This window comes from Psychrobacillus sp. OK032, assembly GCF_900111345.1.
Taxonomy (GTDB): domain Bacteria; phylum Bacillota; class Bacilli; order Bacillales_A; family Planococcaceae; genus Psychrobacillus.
In genome coordinates, this window is the sequence record NZ_FOGY01000002.1 from 367,541 (window position 1) to 388,869 (window position 21,329).

19 protein-coding genes and 1 tRNA gene are annotated in these 21,329 nt (G+C 35.6%); all 20 read right to left on the bottom strand.

Annotation, left to right across the window (positions count from 1 at the left end):
• Nucleotides 1-110: 110 nt before the first annotated feature.
• Nucleotides 111-1,112: a hypothetical protein gene (locus BMZ04_RS05385; RefSeq protein ID WP_093266380.1), complete on the bottom strand. Its 1,002-nt coding sequence runs from the start codon at nt 1,110-1,112 to the stop codon at nt 111-113.
• A gap of 204 nt (nt 1,113-1,316) precedes the next feature.
• The gene (locus BMZ04_RS05390; protein ID WP_093266383.1) at nt 1,317-1,874 is read right to left on the bottom strand and encodes an integrase; all 558 of its coding nucleotides are present in this window, start codon (nt 1,872-1,874) and stop codon (nt 1,317-1,319) included.
• A gap of 1,101 nt (nt 1,875-2,975) precedes the next feature.
• Nucleotides 2,976-3,272, bottom strand: coding sequence for a KGG domain-containing protein (locus BMZ04_RS05400; protein ID WP_093266388.1), 297 nt, complete (start codon nt 3,270-3,272; stop codon nt 2,976-2,978).
• 657 nt (nt 3,273-3,929) lie between these two features.
• A complete protein-coding gene (locus BMZ04_RS05405; RefSeq protein ID WP_093266390.1) occupies nt 3,930-5,057 on the bottom strand; it encodes a zinc-dependent alcohol dehydrogenase family protein in 1,128 nt (375 codons plus the stop codon).
• Nucleotides 5,058-5,070: 13 nt separating this feature from the next.
• On the bottom strand, nt 5,071-6,507 hold the full coding sequence (locus BMZ04_RS05410) for an aldehyde dehydrogenase family protein (RefSeq protein ID WP_093266393.1): 1,437 nt from the start codon (nt 6,505-6,507) through the stop codon (nt 5,071-5,073).
• A gap of 30 nt (nt 6,508-6,537) precedes the next feature.
• Nucleotides 6,538-7,374, bottom strand: a complete 837-nt coding sequence (locus tag BMZ04_RS05415) for an AhlS family quorum-quenching N-acyl homoserine lactonase (protein ID WP_093266396.1) — start codon at nt 7,372-7,374, stop codon at nt 6,538-6,540.
• Nucleotides 7,375-7,465: 91 nt separating this feature from the next.
• On the bottom strand, nt 7,466-8,560 hold the full coding sequence (locus BMZ04_RS05420) for a zinc-binding dehydrogenase (RefSeq protein ID WP_255367807.1): 1,095 nt from the start codon (nt 8,558-8,560) through the stop codon (nt 7,466-7,468).
• A gap of 221 nt (nt 8,561-8,781) precedes the next feature.
• Complete coding sequence (locus BMZ04_RS05425; protein ID WP_093266399.1) at nt 8,782-8,964, bottom strand: KGG domain-containing protein; 183 nt, start codon at nt 8,962-8,964, stop codon at nt 8,782-8,784.
• A 756-nt stretch (nt 8,965-9,720) separates the two neighbouring features.
• Nucleotides 9,721-9,794 (bottom strand) — tRNA-Arg (locus BMZ04_RS05435).
• A 233-nt stretch (nt 9,795-10,027) separates the two neighbouring features.
• Nucleotides 10,028-11,095, bottom strand: coding sequence for a phosphotransferase family protein (locus tag BMZ04_RS05440; RefSeq protein WP_255367808.1), 1,068 nt, complete (start codon nt 11,093-11,095; stop codon nt 10,028-10,030).
• Nucleotides 11,096-11,276: 181 nt separating this feature from the next.
• Nucleotides 11,277-11,873, bottom strand: coding sequence for a TetR/AcrR family transcriptional regulator (locus tag BMZ04_RS05445; RefSeq protein ID WP_093266404.1), 597 nt, complete (start codon nt 11,871-11,873; stop codon nt 11,277-11,279).
• 299 nt (nt 11,874-12,172) lie between these two features.
• Nucleotides 12,173-12,934 carry an SDR family NAD(P)-dependent oxidoreductase gene (locus BMZ04_RS05450; protein WP_093266407.1) on the bottom strand — a complete coding sequence of 254 codons (762 nt, stop codon included), beginning with the start codon at nt 12,932-12,934 and terminating at the stop codon, nt 12,173-12,175.
• An 18-nt stretch (nt 12,935-12,952) separates the two neighbouring features.
• The gene (locus BMZ04_RS05455) at nt 12,953-14,161 is read right to left on the bottom strand and encodes an acyl-CoA dehydrogenase family protein (RefSeq protein ID WP_093266409.1); all 1,209 of its coding nucleotides are present in this window, start codon (nt 14,159-14,161) and stop codon (nt 12,953-12,955) included.
• Between the two features lie 70 nt (nt 14,162-14,231).
• Nucleotides 14,232-15,857 carry an acyl-CoA synthetase gene (locus BMZ04_RS05460; RefSeq protein ID WP_093266412.1) on the bottom strand — a complete coding sequence of 542 codons (1,626 nt, stop codon included), beginning with the start codon at nt 15,855-15,857 and terminating at the stop codon, nt 14,232-14,234.
• 265 nt (nt 15,858-16,122) lie between these two features.
• Nucleotides 16,123-16,521 carry a nuclear transport factor 2 family protein gene (locus BMZ04_RS05465; RefSeq protein WP_093266415.1) on the bottom strand — a complete coding sequence of 133 codons (399 nt, stop codon included), beginning with the start codon at nt 16,519-16,521 and terminating at the stop codon, nt 16,123-16,125.
• 25 nt (nt 16,522-16,546) lie between these two features.
• Nucleotides 16,547-17,632 (bottom strand): LLM class flavin-dependent oxidoreductase, encoded by a 1,086-nt coding sequence (locus BMZ04_RS05470; RefSeq protein WP_093266417.1) that lies wholly within the window; start codon nt 17,630-17,632, stop codon nt 16,547-16,549.
• Between the two features lie 138 nt (nt 17,633-17,770).
• Nucleotides 17,771-18,124: a VOC family protein gene (locus BMZ04_RS05475; protein WP_177184329.1), complete on the bottom strand. Its 354-nt coding sequence runs from the start codon at nt 18,122-18,124 to the stop codon at nt 17,771-17,773.
• A 20-nt stretch (nt 18,125-18,144) separates the two neighbouring features.
• Nucleotides 18,145-18,633: a flavin reductase family protein gene (locus BMZ04_RS05480; RefSeq protein ID WP_177184330.1), complete on the bottom strand. Its 489-nt coding sequence runs from the start codon at nt 18,631-18,633 to the stop codon at nt 18,145-18,147.
• A gap of 57 nt (nt 18,634-18,690) precedes the next feature.
• Nucleotides 18,691-19,776, bottom strand: coding sequence for an LLM class flavin-dependent oxidoreductase (locus tag BMZ04_RS05485; protein WP_093266424.1), 1,086 nt, complete (start codon nt 19,774-19,776; stop codon nt 18,691-18,693).
• Nucleotides 19,777-20,325: 549 nt separating this feature from the next.
• The gene (locus BMZ04_RS05490; RefSeq protein WP_255367809.1) at nt 20,326-21,279 is read right to left on the bottom strand and encodes an alpha/beta hydrolase; all 954 of its coding nucleotides are present in this window, start codon (nt 21,277-21,279) and stop codon (nt 20,326-20,328) included.
• Nucleotides 21,280-21,329 lie beyond the last annotated feature (50 nt).

Genomic DNA, 21,329 nt, shown 5'->3' on the forward strand with positions numbered 1-21,329 from the left:
AAAAAATAAATTACAATAATTTAGCAGCCTGTATATAAAAGACAGGACAGGTTTTCACTAATTATATTGACAACTTGTATATTATAGCATAGTTGAATAGACTTTCAACATTATTCATCCTCTATTATATGTGTCGAGTCTTCCAATAACTTAATTAACTCATACAACTCATTTGGTTGTACACTTTCGTTTCCAAATAACGTCTCAACAAAATTTACATATTCTTGTGCAACTGCTTCATCGCTATATGCTTCCCAATCGAATGGAAATAATGCATACGCATGGCTATGTACTAATCCTACCGTCAACTGTAATTTGGAAGGGTCTTTATCTAAAATACCATAGATATGCCTTTTAATAAACTCTATTCGTTCCATTGCATTTGGACTAGGAGGTGAAACTGGATTCACTATTTTTTTAACACCAAACTTTTCAATTAGTATATTAGTTGTCTCCCCATTTGCTCCTAGGAGTAATAATGCAAGCGTTTGTACAGTTGGAGATACTTTTTTACTTTGGGCAATGTCAATAATATCGGTGAGTACTTCGTTTGATTCTATGTGAAATGCTTCTTGTAACAATGCTTCTTGCTCCAATAAGTTTAGTTTTACAAAATTATCGATTGCAAATCTGTCCTTATCAACACTGGATATAATCTCCGTGTCATTGGCAAGAAAACTTTCCTGTTCCATTGCAAGTCGCCCACTCAATTCTTTTAATTGTAGGAAATTTTTTTTTCTTTCATTCGTAAACCTTTTATCTACAAGTAATTTATTTAACACACTATCAACTTCATGATAAGCTTTTAGGTCGAGTAAGATAGTTAAGTAAAGTTCGACGATTTGTTCGAACAATGGTGATCTTTTCTTAAGTAGATTTTCACAGATCACTTTCGCTTCTGTTTGACGATTAGTTTCTAATAGAGAGAGTATGTATACAATTAATATCGTGTCGTCTAGTTCAATATGTTCCTTAGCTTGATCAAAGCATTTAGCTGCTTCTATATGATTATTTACTTCCGCAAACGCTAATCCGTCCGCTAATAGCTTTTCAACCATTCCCGGAAAGAAAATAATATTTTCTTTCGTTTTAGGAACATGTTTTTTTTTCATTTTACTCGCCTGCCTTTGCCTTTAATATACCTATATACTATATCAATTTATATTTTTTTACTATATGCAGCTAACCTTTTTCTGAAAATTTCAACATCAATCTTAAATTCCGTCTAAATTGGACAATTGCATATAAAAAAAAACGACTGGATAAACATTATCCAGTCGGCAATTTATTACGTATAAAGTTGAAGAGAGTAGCCTTTAGGCAATTCGTACACTTTGAGAAGGAACAAGTTCTTCATATAAGTGTAAATCTTCTTTATATAAATTCAGATAAGTTGAAAGGCTATGAGCTTTTACAGCCTCAAAACTTCTTTCATCTACGATTTGGAATTTATTATTAAGTATCTTGGCATTCTCCCAAGCAGTTTGTTCAAAAATAATATTCATTTCATGCTCTTCAATTAGCATGGCAAGTAAGTCTACATTGTTATATAGCTCATACAAAGAATGACTTTTCTTAGTGTTATAAATCTCCAACGTTCTTGATAATGAAGCTAAAAGCGCATCTCGGTCAATTGCATGCCCTAATTCGTGTATAGTAATTATTTTAATATATGATTCTAGAGAAATTGGAATTTGCATTTTAGCACTTGCTTCTTGCAAACGGTGAATATCAAACCCAACATAGTTTCCAATAAAATTATAGCTCATATTTATTCCAGAGTTATCTTGTTTCAGTTCAACGTCCATCAAAACATCGTGCATAGTAGAACTAATCAACTGGTGAATATATTTCTCTGTGTCTTTGTTTTTCATGTAAGTCTCTGCTTCTCCTCGCTCTTGGTGTAAAAAACGTTTTCTAGTATATGTTAAAACCTAAAATATAATTTTCGTGAAATTTTCGACAAGAGTAAATATATAACAATATTAATTTGAATTCAACAGAGACGCACTGAATTTAAAGAGAATTCTTTTTCATGAAAAAAAATGGTTTCCGGAGCTATCCACAAAGACACCGATTAGGGATAATGCGGTGCAGTGGAATACCGCAGGGGCAGTTGATTTCCGCTCCAGGCGGACGCTTTCCGCTTCAATCAATAAAATATGCTAGCTAATTAGCGTTTAGCTAAACAAACCAATAAGAAATATTAGAACCACTGCACGAAGCCCAAAGTGGCAGCTATCACTAAAAGAAAAAAATTGCTTATTAAACAGTGAGCATGAGCTTCACTCTGTTACAAATTGCTAAATAATGTTTATTTCCACAATATGAATGGTCGCCTCCTATTAAGTAACTCTTTGATATGGGAAATCATTGCCTCCGTACATAAATTGGTTGCTCTCGTACAAATTTGGTTGCTTACCTTATAGAACTAGTTGCTTTCAATCACCAGTTGGTTGCTCTTAGCCATTTACCGGATCAATATTCACGAGATACTTGCTAATAATCGATTTTTCACTTCGATTCTAATAAAACTTTTGGTTTATAAAGCGAGAAACTAATTAATCAGCAAGCTTCTTTGATTTTCGCGGAAGGGCGGCGACTCCAGCGGAGGCCAACAGGATGTTGGTCACGAAGGCTTTGCCACACGATGTGGCGATCTTAGCCTTCGTACCTCTGTTGAGACAGATGAGACTTCACAACGTACGCGAAGCGGCGGTGAAGGCTCATCACTCACCCCGAGGAAAGCGTCCGCCCTGTAGCGAAAATCATTGCGGACACTTTATTCAACTTGCTAAGACGATTATCCATAAGAAGTGGCATACCTTATATTGTTAAGCGAAAGGTAGCCACATATGCTCATAGATCTTATAATTTCCTAAAGCACAAGAAAACACTCTTTAGTCGCTACTACGACTAAAGAGTGTTTTCTTAAAGCTCTATTTAACTGTAAATTTTCACATTATGCTGTATTTTTAATTGTTTTTATTGTTCCGTTGTTTACTACGTGCTTCTCCACCCTTGGAGCCAATTTCTTCATAAAAGTCTCGGTCATGGTTTTTAGAGGTAGCCTCTCCACCCTTTCGCCCGATTTCTTCATAAAATTCACGATCATGATTTTGGGAAGTAGCCTCTCCGCCTTTACGGCCAATTTCCTCGTAAAATTCGCGAACATGATTATTAGAGGTAGCTTCTCCGCCTTTACGTCCCGCTTCTTCGACAGTCATGTTTTCATCATTGTTTCTGTTGCGATTGTTCTGCTTGTTAGCCATTAATAAATTCCTCCTCTAAATTTTTTAAAGCTTGAAATCAAGCTTACTCTTTATATTCCCAGTTAATATAAAGGTAAACATGCTAATTTCATATTTTCATTTGTTTCACGGTTGTTGATCAACTAACTTTCATCATCAAAAATTTCACAAAGTTTGTGAAAGGATCCCATTTTGCACTTATACGTTTTCGTTTCGCTTTGGACGAAATAATCCTACTTCATTAAAATCTTGTTGGTTATATTTATCCGCCATGCACCTACGTCGTTCAAAGGATATGTACCATTGATTTGGATAATGAAAGAAAAGCAGCTTTCTATGTAAGAGCCGAAGAGCCGAAGTGCCGTAAGATGCAATTTCGGGCACTCTCTCGATTTCTAACAGGCATTTCTTGCTATTAATTTTTTCAAAGTTCAGGCTGATTATATTGATACTATGATAGGAAAGTTGCTATAACGACGAAGGAACTACTACCACATGATTGCCGAAAAAAATGCGTAGGGATACGACTTGTCACATCCCTACGCATTAAGAATTTTCGGTAATGGTGTAGAACTCGTTCCGTTCTAAGCAAACCAAAAGCTCCTAGTGTCCTAACACAATTAATAAGCAATTTACTGAACAATTTTGGTTAATCAACATATGCGGTTTATTCTTTGATCAATCCATTTTAATAATAATACGCGAGGCATCTCCTGTTGCAAGTAAATCAAATCCTTCATTGATCTCTTCTAAGGAAATAATATTGGAAAGAAGTCGATCAACTGGTAGTCGTCCTTGCTCCATTAAGTTTATATAATTAGGAATATCTCTTTTCGGAACACAACTTCCTACGTATGATCCCTTTAGCGTCCGTTCTTCAGCGGTTAAAGTAACGTAAGGAAATGCAAACTTATGTTCAGGGTGGGGTAAACCGGTTGTCGTAGTTACTCCTCCACGCTTCGTTACCCCGTACGCAACATCCATTGCAGCGACAACCCCTGCTGTTTCAAATGAATAGTCTACTCCTCCATTTGTATAAGCACGTATTTGTTCCACAACATCCGGATCATTCGAATTAAATGTAGCAGTTGCACCAAGCTCTTTAGCTTGTTCCAACTTCTTCTCATTAATGTCAACTGCAATGACCTCATTAGCCCCTGCTGCAATGGCACCAAGCAACGCGCTCAAACCGATACCGCCAAGTCCAATAACAGCCACTTTACTTCCTAAAGTAACTTCGGCAGTATTTACAACAGCGCCAACTCCCGTTATTACTGCACAACCAAATAAGGCCATTTTTTCAAATGGTAAATCTCTTTCTACTTTAACTAAAGAATTCTGCGCAACGACCGCATATTCGGAGAATGCGGAAACTCCCACATGATGTCCGATACTTTCTTCCCCATTATGAATACGCATACCGCCTCCAAGAAGCGTGCCTGCTACATTCGATTGTGCACCCGGTTCACATAAAGCCGGTCGTCCCTCTGCACAAGGAATGCATTGACCGCAACTAGGTACAAATACGCAAATAACTTTGTCGCCAGGTTGGAAGTTGGTTACACCTTCTCCCGTTTCAATAACTACCCCAGCAGCTTCATGACCAAGTGCCATAGGAAGTGGTCGAGGTCTGCTTCCATTTATCACAGATAAATCAGAATGACATAGACTCGCGGCTTTTATTTGTATTAATACTTCTCCAGCTCCAGGTGAATCTAAATCTACTTGTTCGATTTTGATAGGTTTACTAGATGCATAAGGTCTCTTTGCACCTGATTCACGTAAAATAGCAGACTTTACTTTCACAAAGCTCGCCCCTCTATGATAAAATTTTCATCCCAATAAATTTAAGGTCCGTCATCTCTTTAATTGCATAATGAATTCCTTCTTTACCTATACCACTTTCTTTCACACCACCGTATGGAATATGATCATATCGTTTAACAGAAACTTCATTAATCCATACTCCTCCTGTTTCTAAATCTTCCGCCATTCGCATTGCAAGGTTTATATTATTCGTAAATACCCCTGCTTGTAGACCGTAGCGTGAATCGTTTGCATAATTAATCACTTCTTCTTCCGTTTCAAAAGGCAATACAGCAATAATTGGAGCAAAAACTTCCTGACAAACAACTTTCATTTGAAAATTAACATTTTCTAAAATCGTTGGTTCTAAGAAAGTACCATTTCTTTTCCCGCCCGTACGAATTATAGCTCCTGATCGAACAGCCTCTTGAATCCACGATTCCGCTTTTTCAGCTGCCTCTTCTGTAATCATCGGTCCTAACTGGGTCGACTCTTCTTTAGGATCACCCATTCTTAGATCAGATACCTTTTCTGTTAGTTTGTTTAAAAAATCCTCATAAACGGATTGATGAACAAAAATACGTTGTGCCGAAACACATGCTTGTCCCGCAAATGTAAAGCCGCCCATTAGTATGGAAGATACGGCGTTATCTATATTCGCATCTCCAAAAATAATATTAGGCGCATTGGACCCTAATTCAAGCGTCACTTTTTTCCCTTTAGCCATTTCGTGGATATCCCAACCTACTACTCCACTACCAGTGAAGGTTACTTTTTTGACAAGCGGATGTGTTACAAGGGGCTCTACTAGCTTCTGCCCAGTACCTTGAATAATGTTAAGCACCCCTGAGGGTAACCCCGCCTCATGAAATAATTTATATAAAGCAACTATAGAAAATGGTGTTTTTTCCGCTGGTTTTATTACAATTGTATTTCCTGCTGCGATTGCAGGAGCAATTTTATGCAATGCCATATTTAACGGGAAATTAAAAGGCGTTATAGCTGCGACAACACCTAATGGAACGCGCTTAGAAAAACCAAATTGTTGCTCTCCACCGATTGCATTATTAAGTACTATTTGCTCCCCATGAAGATTTTTCGCACCCTCTGCGGCAAAATGTAAAACTTGAATCGCTCTAGCGACTTCACCTCGCGATTCTACAATTGGTTTACCTGCTTCCAATGTTAGAAGTTCCGCAAATGCATCTTTTCTTATTTCTAACAAATCTGCCGTATTTCTTAAGATTTCACTTCTTTTATGCGCTGGCATTTTCTTCATCGTATGTTGAAAAACTTCATGAGCATTTTCCACCGCTAGAACTACTTCGTTTTTAGTAGCACAGAAAATATGTCCTATTTTTTCTTGATTATATGGATTTAAAACATCAATTATATCTCTTTCTCCCGCTATCAATTCTTCTGAAGCTATAATAGACCCGTTTATTAACATATGATCATCTACTTTCCAAAAATAATTTTACTATTCGTAGTATCCCTCAGTAGACTTAATCAAGGTTTTAAATTGTTTTTCATCATGACCAAACCAAATGGTCGAGTTGTTCTCTTCTGCAAAGCTTCTAATACGTTCAACTGTGGAATTGTAACCAACCGAATCATATAGGATCCCTGGTGGTTTAACAGGTGGCCCTAAACTTTCCGCCGTGTACAATGCATCTGAAGCTAAAAGTAAACTCCCAGTACCAGGCAATTCAATATGCAACCCTAGCATCCCATATGCATGTCCTGGACCGAAGTTTATAATTTTAATGCCTTCTACTAAATTCACTTCTTTTTCTGTCGGTTTAATAGTTCGCCAGCGTAGCTCGTTCTTAATCCATGCCATCACATCTCCCCATATATAGGCACCCATATTTCGAGTCAGCGCAAAGGTTTTCATGACATTCTGTAATTCTGAATCATGTACGATAATTTCTGCATTTGTAAAAAGCTCTAAGCATCCAGCGTGATCTAAATGTAAGTGGGAAGCTACTACATATTTTATATCTTCAGGACGAACCCTTAACTGTTCTAATCGATTGATTAGATAACATTCTTCATTTTGAAACGCTGGGAAAAGTTGCTGAATTCCTTCTGGCCAACGTCCATCGTCTCCCATACCTTCTGGGTTACATCCCGTATCAAACAAAATCTTTCCTTCCGGATGATCGATTAATACAGCGAAAACCGGAAACTCCACAAATTCTGATTCGGGACTTGGATTAGATACACTAGCAGGATTGTGCATCGAAATCATATAGTTTTTATCCATCTTCATCGTACCTGTATCAAGTACGTAAACTTTTTTAGAGTTACACATTATATATTCCCCCAATATTTTATATTTCTTTTATTTCAATTGAGATAACGCCTCTTCTACAAAACCGTATAAAATCTATTCCTGCCATTCTTTAATTGGTATGTTCAATTCCAATCGAAGCACGCGTCACTCCACGATTAAAGGAAGCATCCAAAGCTTTCGACAGATCCTCTAATGTAAAATCACAAGCGAGAATCTCACTAAATGGATATTTATTTATGTTCAAACTTAAAAATTTCAATGATTTATATAAATACCAAGGTTCATACCGAATGAGTCCTAGTATATAAATATTTTTTCTTGTCATTAGCCCTGGATCGAACTCGGTTAATTTGCCAGGAGAAATATTGCCAATCGAAATATATTTCCCCCCTGATTTAATGAGATGAATGCCTTCTGATATCGCTGCAGGAACTCCAGTTAGTTCCATTACAACATCCGCTCCAATTCCATTTGTTAGCAACATTATTTTCTCTACACGTTCCTCAACCGTTTTATATTCGTCCATTGACACTATTTCGTCAGCACCAAATCTTTTTGCTAACTCAAGACGATTAGGTACAGTGTCAATGACAATAACTTTAGCTCCAAACATTTTCGCAACTGCCGTAGCATTCAAACCAAGTCCACCGGCGCCTTGGACTACAACTGTATCTCCATATCTTAACCCCGATTTTTCAATGCCAAAGTACACCTGTGACAGGGCACAGTTTGCACCTGCTGCTACCTCATCTGGCACATTATCTGGAACTTTATAAAAATATTGATCTGGATGAATATAGTAATGCGTGGCAAATGATCCATGAAAATGAGGATACTCATGGGCTTCTTTGCTCCAATACTCATATGCGTTTTCACATAAATTCGTATATCCCTGCAAACAATGTTTACATTTCTTGCAAGTTAAAAAATAGGCTGCTGCGATACGATCACCCACATGTACTGGTTGTCCAGCATAATCGGTCGTGACACCCTCACCAAGCTCTACAATTTCACCTACCATTTCATGTCCCATAACCCCGGATTTTTTCGTAGGATGTAACCCTTTCCAAATATGCAGTTCCGACCCACAAACATTCGTCCTTATAACACGAACTAATATGGAATCTTTTGCTGCCTTCGGTAAATCGTACTCTTCAAAAATCATTTGTTCAGGTTCTATCATTACCGCAACTTTTCCCTTCAACCAAAAACCCCCAATATCATATTAAAAATCGCCAAGACAAATTATCAATGAATGGCTATTTCCTAATCTATTCATAAACTTACACAAATATCTCTTTGTTTTTAAGGAATTTCATTAATTGAGAACACTCCTAATTTTATTCATAACAAAAGACACTCTTTAGTCTGCTTCTCATGACTAAAGAGTGTCTTTTTAGTGTTATAAATTGTATCTTTTACTATTTAATTTTTGTCTAATTTATTATCACGCTGTTTACTACGGGCTTCTCCACCCTTACGACCAATTTCCTCGTAAAATTCGCGACCACGATTCTTAGAGGTAGCTTCTCCGCCTTTGCGTCCCGCTTCTTCGACAGTCATATTTTCGTTGCTGTTTTTGTTGCGATCGTTTTGCTTTTTAGCCATTACAAAATTCCTCCTCTAAATTTTTATCAAGCTTACTTTTTATATTTCCACACAAAAAAGGAATAAACAATTAATTTCCTATTTTTTTATGATATTTCTTACTCAATCTTTATTGACATACATTGTTTCCATACTATGATTATAAAGTTCGATAATATTTCCATTTGAATCTTCACAGTAAACCAAGTAATAAGGCTTTACTTCCCAAGCGTTTCATATATCACACTTTATCTTTTCCCACTAGCATTCTCTATTTTTCCAGCTAGTTGTTCGATGTCATCTGCTAGAAACAAATATGAAAGTAGCCTTCATTTTTGCGGTTCTTGAAATTCAAACAACTCAATTCCAACTTGATTCACCGATATCATATGAGCATTTCTCATTCTTATAATGTTGTCACCAAGTAAATCATTTGTCATGTTATGTTTGCTTTCATCCTTCGAGTTAAAAGAATAAGGACCTGCTATTAATTAAAATACAATATTTCTTCGTACCATTTAATAGCTCCCTCAATATCTGGTACCGATAGACCTATATGTGTAATTGCTATCATCTGTATCCCTCCTACAAAACTGTTTCCCTGCTTTGTGGAATGATAAACAATTACATTGGACAGAAACTCAAACTAGACTGGATCACAATATTTATCCAAGTCTCACTATTTCCTATCAAACAAAAAAACACTTCAAATCCTTTCGAAATAAGGATTTGAAGCGTTTTATTGTCGGCTCTTGAGAAACTATTGTAGCCTTGAAACGTCCCAGGAGAGATTCGAACTCCCGACCGACGCCTTAGAAGGGCGTTGCTCTATCCAGCTGAGCTACTGAGACAAGTACTCCCCCACCAAACAGATAGGAAAGACAATACTTAGTCTATAACGATATTTAGATAATGTCAACTGAATTCAAGAATTTCTTTTCTCAAATGAATAAAGACATCCTATTAAACTTGTTATATCGTGTTTTAGAACTGCTTCGGATCAATTAACGGAAAGGTAATTGTCTAAGAAAGGGTATAAGTAAACATGCAGTACCCTTTAATTATCAAACAATATGAAATAAATTTATAATTTGCTACTAATCATTTCATACGCATGTTTCATCAAATTAGTAACTCTTTGATCTAAGTTTTTAAATCTTTCATCTTCGGATTGACCAATTTTCCAACGATAATAAATTTGTTGTAGAGCAATAGCAAGTTTAAAATAATTTAATGTCATATAAAAGTTTAACGCAGGAACACTTTTTTTAGTCTTGAGTTCATATTGATTTAAAAATTCATTTCTACTTATAAATCCAGGTGTTGCCGTAATGGATGGTAAACTTTCTTTAAGTGATTCGGGATCATCTTCTTGTATCCAATAAGCCAAGGCTCCAGCCAAATCAAAAATCGGATCACCTATAGTCGCAATTTCCCAATCCAAAACAGCTTTTATTTCAGTTAAATCTGACGAGAGTAACATATTATTTAATTTGTAATCATTATGAATTATTGCACTATCAGAAGTTAGTGGAATGTTATTTACAAGCCAATTACTTACTTTTTCGAAATAAGAAATATGGTGTGTTTCAACCTGTTTATAACGTTTTATCCATCCATGAACTTGCCTTTCAAGGAAACCATGAGCATATCCAAAATCCGAAAGACCTGCTTCTTCAAAATTGACTTGATGTAATTCCGCCAGAGTATCTACAACTTGGTAAGACAATTTTTGCAGTTGCTCCTTTGAAACTTCTTGATTTGGAGGAAATGTTTCATCTAAAACAACACCTATTTTTCGCTCCATAATATAAAATGGAACTCCAATTACACTTTCATTTTGACAAAGTAAATATGGTTTTGGAACAAACGGAAAATAAGGATGTAATTTCTCCAAAAAATCCGATTCACGTTTCATATCATGTGCCTTAGGAGGTAATGGACCATTAGGAGGTCGTCTCAAAACTGCCTCCCAATTTCCACTGCGAATAAGAAAAGTCAAATTAGATAACCCTGTAGAAAATTGTTCAACTTCTAACGGCTCATTAGGGAAGTTTTCAATATTCTCAGATAGATATTTCTTTACTGCAAATAGATTAAGACCATCTCCAGTTAGAATTTGATTTTCCTGTCCAGTTGAATGATAGTTCAATAAAATCACTCCTTTATTATTAATCTTTATATACCTAAATAATTTCTGTCGCTCATATTAAAAATATTTTAAGCTTCAGCCTCTGGTTTTAAAGAGACTTGCTAGATTAAAACAATAATTTTTTCTACCCTTATCTGTCAGGTCGGATTTCGCTTCCCATACTATTGGCTATTAAAATAATTTATTTTTCATTTTTCACAAAAATTTGTAATAAGTATTCAGAAATCATTTCTGCAATTTCCGCATCACCCTTTTTTTCTGGGGAATACCATTGAACAACCCAGTTCATTGCTCCTAATATAATATTTCTAGATATCGTCACATTCACTGATTTGAAATCACCAGATTCAATTCCTTCTGTTATCAATTCATCAAAACAATCTGCATATTTAACTCTTAACCTTAAGATTTCTTCTAAATACTCACCGGTAAAGACTTGTTCGGGTTTTATACCCATTGCAAAAGTTGATAATTCACTAATAAGAAATTCAAGATGCACAAACATTGCTTTCCCCAACTTCTCTTTTGGAGATAATAATTCCATTCTTGAAATTTCTTCGATATTAATCAAACTTTGTTCCAAAAGAACTTTTTGGCTTTGATATAACAGATCTTGCTTATCCTTGAAGTAGTAATAAATAGAGCCTTTCGTCATTAAAAGGCTTGCTGCAATTTCTTCCATCGTCGTCCCAAAATATCCCTTTTCCGCTAGGATACTTGCTGCAGATTTTAAAATATCCTCTTTTTTCTTAGCAACCTTTTTTTCTCTTAACGTCATTTTTTCATCATCCCAAACCTATAAATTTTTATACTATTCAATTAAATTATGATGGTTTAAAATTTAAATGTCAAATCAAAATTTAAAAACAAGATTTTTCGATGAAGGATTTGCTAAGCTAATCAATTCTGCAAAGCTTCTAAAAAAAAAAGAGATGTCAAATTTTTCAATATGACATTTCCCAAAACTTCAGTTTTACCATCAAAACTAATTATATATTACTTCAAAAAGATCCTTTTTTTAACTTTCACTCTAATAATTAGAAAGATTTTTAAGTCCAGAATCCCAAGGCCTAGAGCTTACTCTATCGTAAATCCTCCATCGACAATAAAGGTCTGTCCTGTTATATATTCAGCTTGTTTTGAGGCCAAATAAAGTGCTAGCGAGGAAACATCCTTTGGATCTCCAAACTTCCTAAAAGGTATTTTTTTCAACATTTTTCCCATTAATTCCTCATCATTTCTCTCTTCTTCATTAATTTCTGTACCGATAAACCCTGGAGCGATTGCATTAACATGGATTCCATATCTAGCCCACTCGGCCGCAAGCGATTTTGTTAAATGAATAACCGCTGCTTTACTAGCAGTATATAAAGCTATTCTTTTTAAGGGTTTAATTCCACCAACGGATGCTAGATTAATGATTTTCCCATATCCTTGCTTCTCCATATATTTTGCAGCTTCTTGACTACAAAAAAACAAACCTTTTATATTTATATCAAAAATAAAATCATAATCCTTTTCTGTAACTTCGAGAGCTGGTTTTGACGTATTAACACCTGCATTATTAACCACTATATCTATTTTCCCGAAATTTTCTAATGTTTGTCGGAACATTCCTTGTATATCTTCAATATTTGTAACATCACATCTAATAGGTAGTGCCTTTCTTCCCATGCTTTTCAATTCATCACTTAACGACACACACTTTTCAAAATTCCTGCTTGCTATAACAACGTCTGCTCCTTGTTCAGAGAAATCACGGACCATTTGTTCACCAAGTCCGCGACTTCCACCCGTTACTAATATTACCTTACCCGTTAAATCAAAATGGTTTTCCACATGAACACACCTCCATTCTTATCTACTTACTAAGCTAGGCTCTACTTTCAGGTTTTTATATTCTTTAAAGATACGTTTTGCCACAACCACTCTATGAACTTCATCTGGGCCATCGTAAATATGGGCTGCTCTAGCCTCACGATAAAAAGCTTCTAAAGGAGTATCTTTGGAATAGCCTAACGATCCGTGTACTTGTATTGCCCGACTAACGACATCATTCAATATTTTGGCACCATGAAATTTTATTAACGATATCTCTTTTCTAGCATCTTCACCTTGATCTAATTTCCAAGCAGCATGAAGTGTTAAAAGTTTTGCAGAAGCAATTTCCGCTGCAGAATCTGCAACAAAGTTTTGGATTGTTTGATATTCTGATAAACTTTGACCACGGCTTTTTCTTTTTAGTGCATAGTTAACCATTAGATCAAAACTCCGGTTCATTACACCGAGCCAGCGCATAGCATGTGTAATACGCCCAGGTCCTAGTCTCATTTGTGCCAATTTAAATCCTTCCCCTGGATTTCCTAGCATACTGTCTGCAGGTACACGGCAGTTATTAAATTTTAATTCCCAATGGCCCCCTTCACTATAATCTCCCATAACCGCAATATCCCTCACTCTTTCTAGTCCCGGATGATCTATATCAACGATAAACATACTTGAACGTTCATGAGGAGCAGCATCTGGGTTCGTCACTGCCATAACAATTACAAAAGATGCCATACCTGCATGGCTAATAAACCATTTCTCTCCATTAATAACCCAGTCATTTCCTTCTTTAATAGCACTTGTTTTAATTTCAGTAGGATCCGCACCCGATTCATCACGTTCAGTTAATGCAAAACACGATCTGATATCATCATTCACAAGTGGGTCTAAATATTTTCTACGTTGTTCCTCCGTACCAGCATTTAATAGAATCTCTGTATTTCCCGTATCTGGAGCAGCAGTTCCAAATACGCGCGGTCCAATCGTACTACTTCCAAGAATTTCATTTAACAGACCAAGGAATACAGCTCCTAGTCCCAACCCACCTGCATGTACCGGCAAGTGAGCGGCCCATAAATTTTGCTCTTTTACCTTTTGCTGTAATGGCTTTAAAATATCATATGGTAAACCTTGTCCAGGAATAATATATTTTTCTGCAGGATAAACGTCCTCTTCCATAATCTTTTTTGCTCTTAGAAGCAATTCTTTTTGTTCCTCAGATGGGCTAAAGTTGTACATAGTGCTCAAACTCCTTTTTATTTTATATTTTATATTGATAATTTATTTTTTCATCACAACTGAAGAATAATCATTTAATTACATGATTAACTTCCTTTAAAAGAAATCGTTGGATTTTTCCACTTTGAGTTTTAGGAAGACTATCCAAAAACTCTACTTCTCTTGGATATTGGTGTTTTGAGAGCTTTTCCTTGACATAAGTGCTCAACTCTTTTCCCAGATCAGCTGAAGCTTCATAGGGTTTATTAAGTACTATAAAGGCTTTTACAATTTCTCCTTTTGCATCATCAGGCTTACCTACAACAGCTGCTTCCGAAACAGCCGGATGCTCTAATAAACTGCTCTCTACTTCAAAGGGACCAATGCGGTATCCCGCGCTTGAAATAATATCGTCAGAACGACCTTGAAACCAAAAGTAACCATCTTCATCTTGTTTAGCAAGATCTCCTGTCAACAACCATTTCCCACGCATTTTTTCTTTTGTTTTCTCAGGATTATTCCAATAACCCAGAAAAAAGTATGGAAACCCAGTCATGTCTACAGCAATTTCTCCAGTAATTCCTTTTTCTACCACCTTATCTTGTGCATCTAACAACGCAACATTATAACCGGGTGAAGGAAATCCCATTGAACCTGGTTTGACAGCCATGTTTGTAACATTATAGTTATTGATAATCATACCTGCCTCAGTAGCACCATAATGGTCATAGATTTCTCTTCCAAAATTATTCTTAAAGAAACGAACAACCTCAGCATTTAATGGTTCACCAGCACTGCTAAATTTTTTCACTTTAAATTTATACTGCTTTACAAGTTCTGATCCTTCTGCCATCATTGCCCTGTATGCTGTAGGAGCATATGCAAAACTGGTAATTTCATAATCCTGTAACAGTTGATATACTTTTTTAGTTTTAAACTTTCCTTTATATATAAGAATTGGCACACCAAAACTTAATGGAGCAAAAGTCGATTGTATAAGCCCATATGCCCAGCCAAGATCCGCGCCACCAAAAAATCTATCTTCTTTCTGAGTTCCTACTGCGTAAATCTGATATGGATAAATACTGACGAGAATTTTATGTGCCCATACTGCGCCTTTAGCTAAGCCGGTTGAACCAGATGTATACTGTATAACACATGGGTCCATAATATTTGTAAACTCTATTTTATATTCAGCTGAAAAAGTATCGACATATTCCATAAACGTTAATTCGCCTTGAAATAGACCATCTATTAAAATAGTTTGTACAGAAATATTTTTTCCTTCGATTTTCTTTTTTTGTTCTTTATTAGTCACTAAAAATTTACATTCTGAATCATTTAAACGATGTTCGAGCGCTTCCGGCCCAAATGCTGTGAATAAAGGAACATATATAGCACCTATTTTCCAGACTGCTAATACTGTCACTATTAGCTCCATGTCTTTACCCAGAAGCCCAGCAATCCGATCCCCTTTTGTTACACCTAATGACCGTAATAAATTTGCCATCCTGTTAGACTTTTCTTTCAACTTTTGATATGTCCACTTCTCTTTGTTCCCTGCTTCATCTTCCCAGTAAATTGCAACAAGATTCGCGTCATCGGCCCAACGATCGCAAGTTTGAAAAGCCATATTAAACGTTTGATTTGGTGTCCAATCAAACGTTTTCAATACAGAATCCCAAGAGAAATCATTCAAAATTTCTTGATAAATCATTATCTTCCCACCTCAAATAAATGAATTTCGATATGAAAATACTTTGAACTAATAGAAATCTAGAGTTATCAAAAAATTTTTAAGTTATAGCAATGTGTTCAATATTCGCATCGAAACATTCAGCGACCAGAAACACTAATTAACTCTTTAAAAATCGAACATCACAAATGCCAGAGATAAAATATAAATGGTTCCAATGACTATGGTGGAGAGGATAGGACCGATACTCGATCCGCTCCACCATCTTTTAGTAAATTACTACAAGTTATTGAAAAATAGCTCTTGTATGTTCGGTATCGAGAAATTCTTTTACTTTTTGGATTTTTCCGTCTCTAATTTCAAACACAAAATGATAAAAATTATTATATACTCTTCCGTTTTTAAGTTCTGAGTAAGACTCTGTCTCTACAGCAACACGGTTTCCTTCTGCAGTCCAAGCATGTGGAGTTAGACGAATTGCCCCAGCCTTAGTAAGTTGTGAAAGTCCTGTAAGCATTTCCCGAAAGTCTTTCATATCCTTTTCTCCGGATATCCCCTCGATAGTTCCAGCGACCCACCACTTCGCGGAATCTGTCATATAGGATAAAATTTTCTCTACATTACCCGTTGAAAAATCTTCCATAAAATTAGTAATCAGTTGTTTGTTTGATTCTTCAATTTTCATATAATTCCTCCGAATTTTTATTTTTCTATTTTGATAGGCCAACTTTATCTTTCTGCTTAGCTTCTTTTTCTTTAAAATATGGGATAACTTCCTTTGCCATCATTTCCATTGATTCCCTAACGAGTTTGTCAGACATTCCACCTACTCGGTGCCATGTACTAAGTTGCTTCAAGCCAAACTGCTCTTGCATATCTTCAATTTGTTCGATTAATGCTTGAGGTCCATCTACATGAATAACTCCCGATTGTCGCATTTGTTCAAATGTAATATTGGACATATTCTTTGCTACATCCGCAAATGCTTCATAACCTTTCGCTGCTTTTTCCCCTTTAGCACCTGGAACTAACGATAATACTCTGTCAAAATACCATTTAAAGTACTCACCCGTACGTTCATAAGCGACTTCAGCATTTTCAGCCACATGTACTTGTAAATTGATAGGAAAATCAATATCTTCCGGTTTCATGCCCTTTTGGATTAATATTTCTCTAGCATCATGCAATTGTACTTTTAGTTCATCAAGTGTTGATAATGTTGGGGTTGCTGTTATATTTAATCCCATCTCCGCAACGATATCAAATGTTTCCGGACTAATAGATGCAACATAAATAGGAGGTGGTGATTGTATAGGTGTTGGTCTTATAGATACATCGTTAAGTTGATAGAATTCTCCATTATACGTAAAGGAGTCGTTTGTCCAAAGACCTCTGATTATTTCTAATTCCTCTTTGAAACGTGCACGAGTGTTATGCATGTCAACACCTAATATTTCAAATTCTCCTGGCTGATACCCTCTTCCGACGCCAAACTGTAAACGTCCATTACTTATAACGTCAACCATTGCGTAATCCTCCGCAAGACGAATCGGATTACCTAAAGTTAAAACAGATACAAGGCTTCCAATCTTCATTTTTTTAGTTCGCTCAGCTATTGCAGCCAAGGCAACCTGCGGTGAAGGGATTGAACCGTATGAGCTAGAATGATGTTCGGCAACCCAAACAGAATCGAAACCTAGTTCTTCAGCGTATTCAATTTGACCTAACATTTCATCATAAGCACGTTTAAAATCTCCATCCGGTGATTCAAGTACATAAAATAATCCAAATTCCATATTAATCTTTCCCTTCACATTTTAAGTTTTTGTTGTTTATAACCGTTAGAATATAAGCCATTTTAAAAATTGAAGAAATGCCTATTAAAATATAGATAGATTTACTTCCTTATACCACTTATGATATGATTTGTTACATCAAATACTACTTACTTGATATAACTGAACTACATTTTCCGCTGGATCAAGAAACCAGCACGTTTTTCCGTGACTTCCCATGTCTCGAATCTCGCTTACATTGAGTCCAGTTTTTTCTAATTTTCCCTTAACTTCCGTTAAATCTTCTACTTCAAAGGTTACGACAGCACCTGTCTTTATCTCATTGGGAACTTCAGCCGGGCCTCCCAAAGCGAACGTTAAGCCATTAACTTTAAATTGTGCCCATTGATTTTTATCAATAAATTGAAGTTGTAAACCTAATATGTTTTGATAAAATTCACTCGTCTTTTTAACGTCTGAAACCGCATAAAAAACGTTTTTTATTTTAATCAATATCAAACACTCCAAATCTATTAAATATCTATATACTTCCCTTGAAAAAATGCTAGTGGTTTTTCTTCTCTAGCGTCGGCAGATAATACTTCTCCAATCACAATAGTATGATCACCACCTTCATAGAAGTTTGTAATTTTACAATCCAAATATGCTAGGGAACCATTTAATATCGGACTGCCCGTTACATCTTTGGTAAAGTTCACCCCTTCAAAACGATTAATTCCACGTTTGGAAAACTGTTTTGATAAATCAAGTTGATTAGTTGATAATATATTGACAGCAAAATGTTCCGTATTCATAAAGTCTTTATATGTGCTAGCATTTTTATCAATACTGAATAGCACTAATTTCGGATTGAGCGAAAGTGAACTAAAAGAATTTGCTGTGAAACCAATAGGTTGTAAATCTCCATTCATTGTTGTTATTATCGTAACACCAGTGCAAAAGTTACCTACGATATCTCTAAAAGCACGGTCATCCATGGGTTGAATTTCCATTTTTTTCATACAGTTTCTCCTTTCTGCTTTAATACTCATCTTCAAAGATTCAATAAAATTAAATTTTTATCCACTTACTCCCACTTTAACCTTTTTATTAGCTTCTTTTTCTTTAAAATATGGAATAACTTCCTTTGCCATCATTTCCATTGATTCTCTAACGAGTTTGTCAGACATTCCACCTACTCGGTGCCATGTACTAAGTTGCTTCAAGCCAAACTGCTCTTGCATATCTTCAATTTGTTCGATTAATGCTTGAGGTCCATCCACATGAATAACTCCCGATTGTCGCATTTGTTCAAATGTAATATTGGACATATTCTTTGCTACATCCGCAAATGCTTCATAACCTTTCGCTGTTTTTTCTCCTTTTGCACCTGGAACTAACGATGATACTCTGTCAAAATACCAATTAAAGTACTCACCCGTACGTTCATAAGCTACTTCAGCATTTTCAGCCACATGTACTTGTAAATTGACAGGAAAATCAATATCCTCTGGTTTCATGCCCTTTTGGATTAATATTTCTCTAGCATCATGCAATTGTACTTTTAGTTCATCAAGTGTTGATAATGTAGGAGTTGCTGTTACATTTAATCCCATTTCCGCAACGATATCAAATGTTTCCGGACTAATAGATGCAACATAAATAGGAGGTGGTGATTGTATAGGTGTTGGTCTTATAGATACATCGTTAAGTTGATAGAATTTTCCATTATACGTAAAGGTGTCGTTTGTCCAAAGACCTCTGATTATTTCTAATTCCTCTTTGAAACGTGCACGAGTGTCATGCATGTCAACACCTAATATTTCAAATTCTCCTGGCTGATATCCTCTTCCGACGCCAAACTGTAAACGTCCATTACTGATAACGTCAACCATTGCATAATCCTCTGCAATACGAATCGGATTACCTAAAGTTAAAACAGATACTAGACTCCCAATTTTGATTTTTTTAGTTCGCTCAGCTATTGCAGCCAAGGCAACCTGTGGTGAAGGGATTGAACCGTATGAACTAGAATGATGTTCAGCAACCCAAACAGAATCGAAACCTAGTTCTTCAGCGTATTCAATTTGACCTAACATTTCATCATAAGCACGTTTAAAATCTCCATCCGGTGATTCAAGTACATAAAATAATCCAAATTCCATATTAATCTTTCCCTTCACATTTTAATTTTTAGTTGTTTTACATTTGATAGGATACTAGTGAATCTAGTTAAAGGGGATCGCTATAATTACATACTATAACTTGTCCCTTCAGAAAATATTGCATTTGTAAAATATTTGAATCTATTAGTATTCTCCAATCGACACTCCTTCTTTTATTATTTTCTTTTTTAATAATGATTTTAAGAATTAATATTTGACTCAAAATTATTATACACATCCAATTTTTGAATGTAAAGTATATTTTTTAGAATAAAAAAAGTATTCTAATAATTAAACTTATGTTTAAATAATGATACTAAGAACTGAAGTATTAAATTGAACCGAACTCCATAAGACAGCAACTTAATTCCTAAATAGGTGATAAAATAGGATACTAAATTAAAGCCTCAATCTATATAAGACATGTCCAAGTCAGAAAAAAAGGGGCATGATTTCTTTTGAAACCATACCACTATTTTAATTTTAAGTTTTTGAAACTTAATAATCCTTAGTCACATTAAAAAGTATTGACTTAACATTTTTTTATTATTATTTAGATTCCAAAGTTACAGAGAACTGTTCCTTGAAAGCGTTATTAATTTTTTCTAGCGCTTTTTTTGCGTCATCCATGATTACTGGCATCCAGAAGAATCCATGAATTTGTCCATCAAATCTTGTAAGATTGACCGGTACTCCCGCTTCCTTTAATCTTTCTGCATATGCTTCGCCCTCATCGCGCAAGACATCGTACTCTGCAGTAAAAATTAGAGCAGCCGGTAATCCTGACAAATCTTTTGCAAGTAATGGAGAGGCATAAGGATTCAATTTATCTTCTTCATTATTGAAATATTGCTTACTAAACCAATGCATAGCAGAAGTTTCTAAATAGTTCCCTTTACCATTTTCTAAGTAAGATTTTGTATCAAAGGAATTATTCGTTACCGGATAAAGTAGGACTTGTAAAGCAATATTCGGACCTCCACGATCTTTGGACATTAAAGGGACAACTGCAGCAAGATTACCACCTGCACTATCACCGCCAACAGCAATTTGCTTTGGATTACCATTATATTGTGAAATATTTTCTGATACCCATTTTGTTGCAGCATAACAATCTTCCGCTGGTATTGGAAATTTATATTCTGGAGCTAAACGATAATCAACAGATACAACAAGAGTATTAGTTTCATTTGTAACCCAACGAAGAATTGGGTCGATTATTTCCAAATCTCCAAGAGCCCATCCTCCACCATGGAAATAAACAAACACTGGAAAAGGTCCTTTTCCTTCAGGGGTATAGATTCGTAGGCCAATTTCTTCCCCACCATCAACCGGAATTTTTACATTCTCTACTTTTCCAACTTCTTGTGAATCTCCTGTCAAACTTTCATAGAAACCTTGTAGACCCTCACGATTTTCTTGAACTGTCATTTCTTCAATTGCTTTCCCATCAAATGAATTAATCGTATCCAAAATCTTCTTTACAGCTGGTTGATATGCCATTTTCTTTTCCTCCTTTTTTAACTTTCATGTTCCAAAATACATCATACAAT

Excerpts from the sequence above, each read along its gene's own strand:
- BMZ04_RS05470 (WP_093266417.1), bottom strand. The coding sequence starts at position 17,632 with ATGGAATTTGGATTATTTTATGTACTTGAATCACCGGATGGAGATTTT.
- BMZ04_RS05415 (WP_093266396.1), bottom strand. The coding sequence starts at position 7,374 with ATGTGTAACTCTAAAAAAGTTTACGTACTTGATACAGGTACGATGAAG.
- BMZ04_RS05460 (WP_093266412.1), bottom strand. The coding sequence starts at position 15,857 with ATGATTTATCAAGAAATTTTGAATGATTTCTCTTGGGATTCTGTATTG.
- BMZ04_RS05485 (WP_093266424.1), bottom strand. The coding sequence starts at position 19,776 with ATGGAATTTGGATTATTTTATGTACTTGAATCACCGGATGGAGATTTT.
- BMZ04_RS05385 (WP_093266380.1), bottom strand. The coding sequence starts at position 1,112 with ATGAAAAAAAAACATGTTCCTAAAACGAAAGAAAATATTATTTTCTTT.
- BMZ04_RS05445 (WP_093266404.1), bottom strand. The coding sequence starts at position 11,873 with ATGACGTTAAGAGAAAAAAAGGTTGCTAAGAAAAAAGAGGATATTTTA.
- BMZ04_RS05455 (WP_093266409.1), bottom strand. The coding sequence starts at position 14,161 with ATGTACAACTTTAGCCCATCTGAGGAACAAAAAGAATTGCTTCTAAGA.
- BMZ04_RS05490 (WP_255367809.1), bottom strand. The coding sequence starts at position 21,279 with ATGGCATATCAACCAGCTGTAAAGAAGATTTTGGATACGATTAATTCA.
- BMZ04_RS05480 (WP_177184330.1), bottom strand. The coding sequence starts at position 18,633 with ATGAAAAAAATGGAAATTCAACCCATGGATGACCGTGCTTTTAGAGAT.
- BMZ04_RS05425 (WP_093266399.1), bottom strand. The coding sequence starts at position 8,964 with ATGGCTAAAAAGCAAAACGATCGCAACAAAAACAGCAACGAAAATATG.
- BMZ04_RS05400 (WP_093266388.1), bottom strand. The coding sequence starts at position 3,272 with ATGGCTAACAAGCAGAACAATCGCAACAGAAACAATGATGAAAACATG.
- BMZ04_RS05465 (WP_093266415.1), bottom strand. The coding sequence starts at position 16,521 with ATGAAAATTGAAGAATCAAACAAACAACTGATTACTAATTTTATGGAA.
- BMZ04_RS05390 (WP_093266383.1), bottom strand. The coding sequence starts at position 1,874 with ATGAAAAACAAAGACACAGAGAAATATATTCACCAGTTGATTAGTTCT.
- BMZ04_RS05410 (WP_093266393.1), bottom strand. The coding sequence starts at position 6,507 with ATGTTAATAAACGGGTCTATTATAGCTTCAGAAGAATTGATAGCGGGA.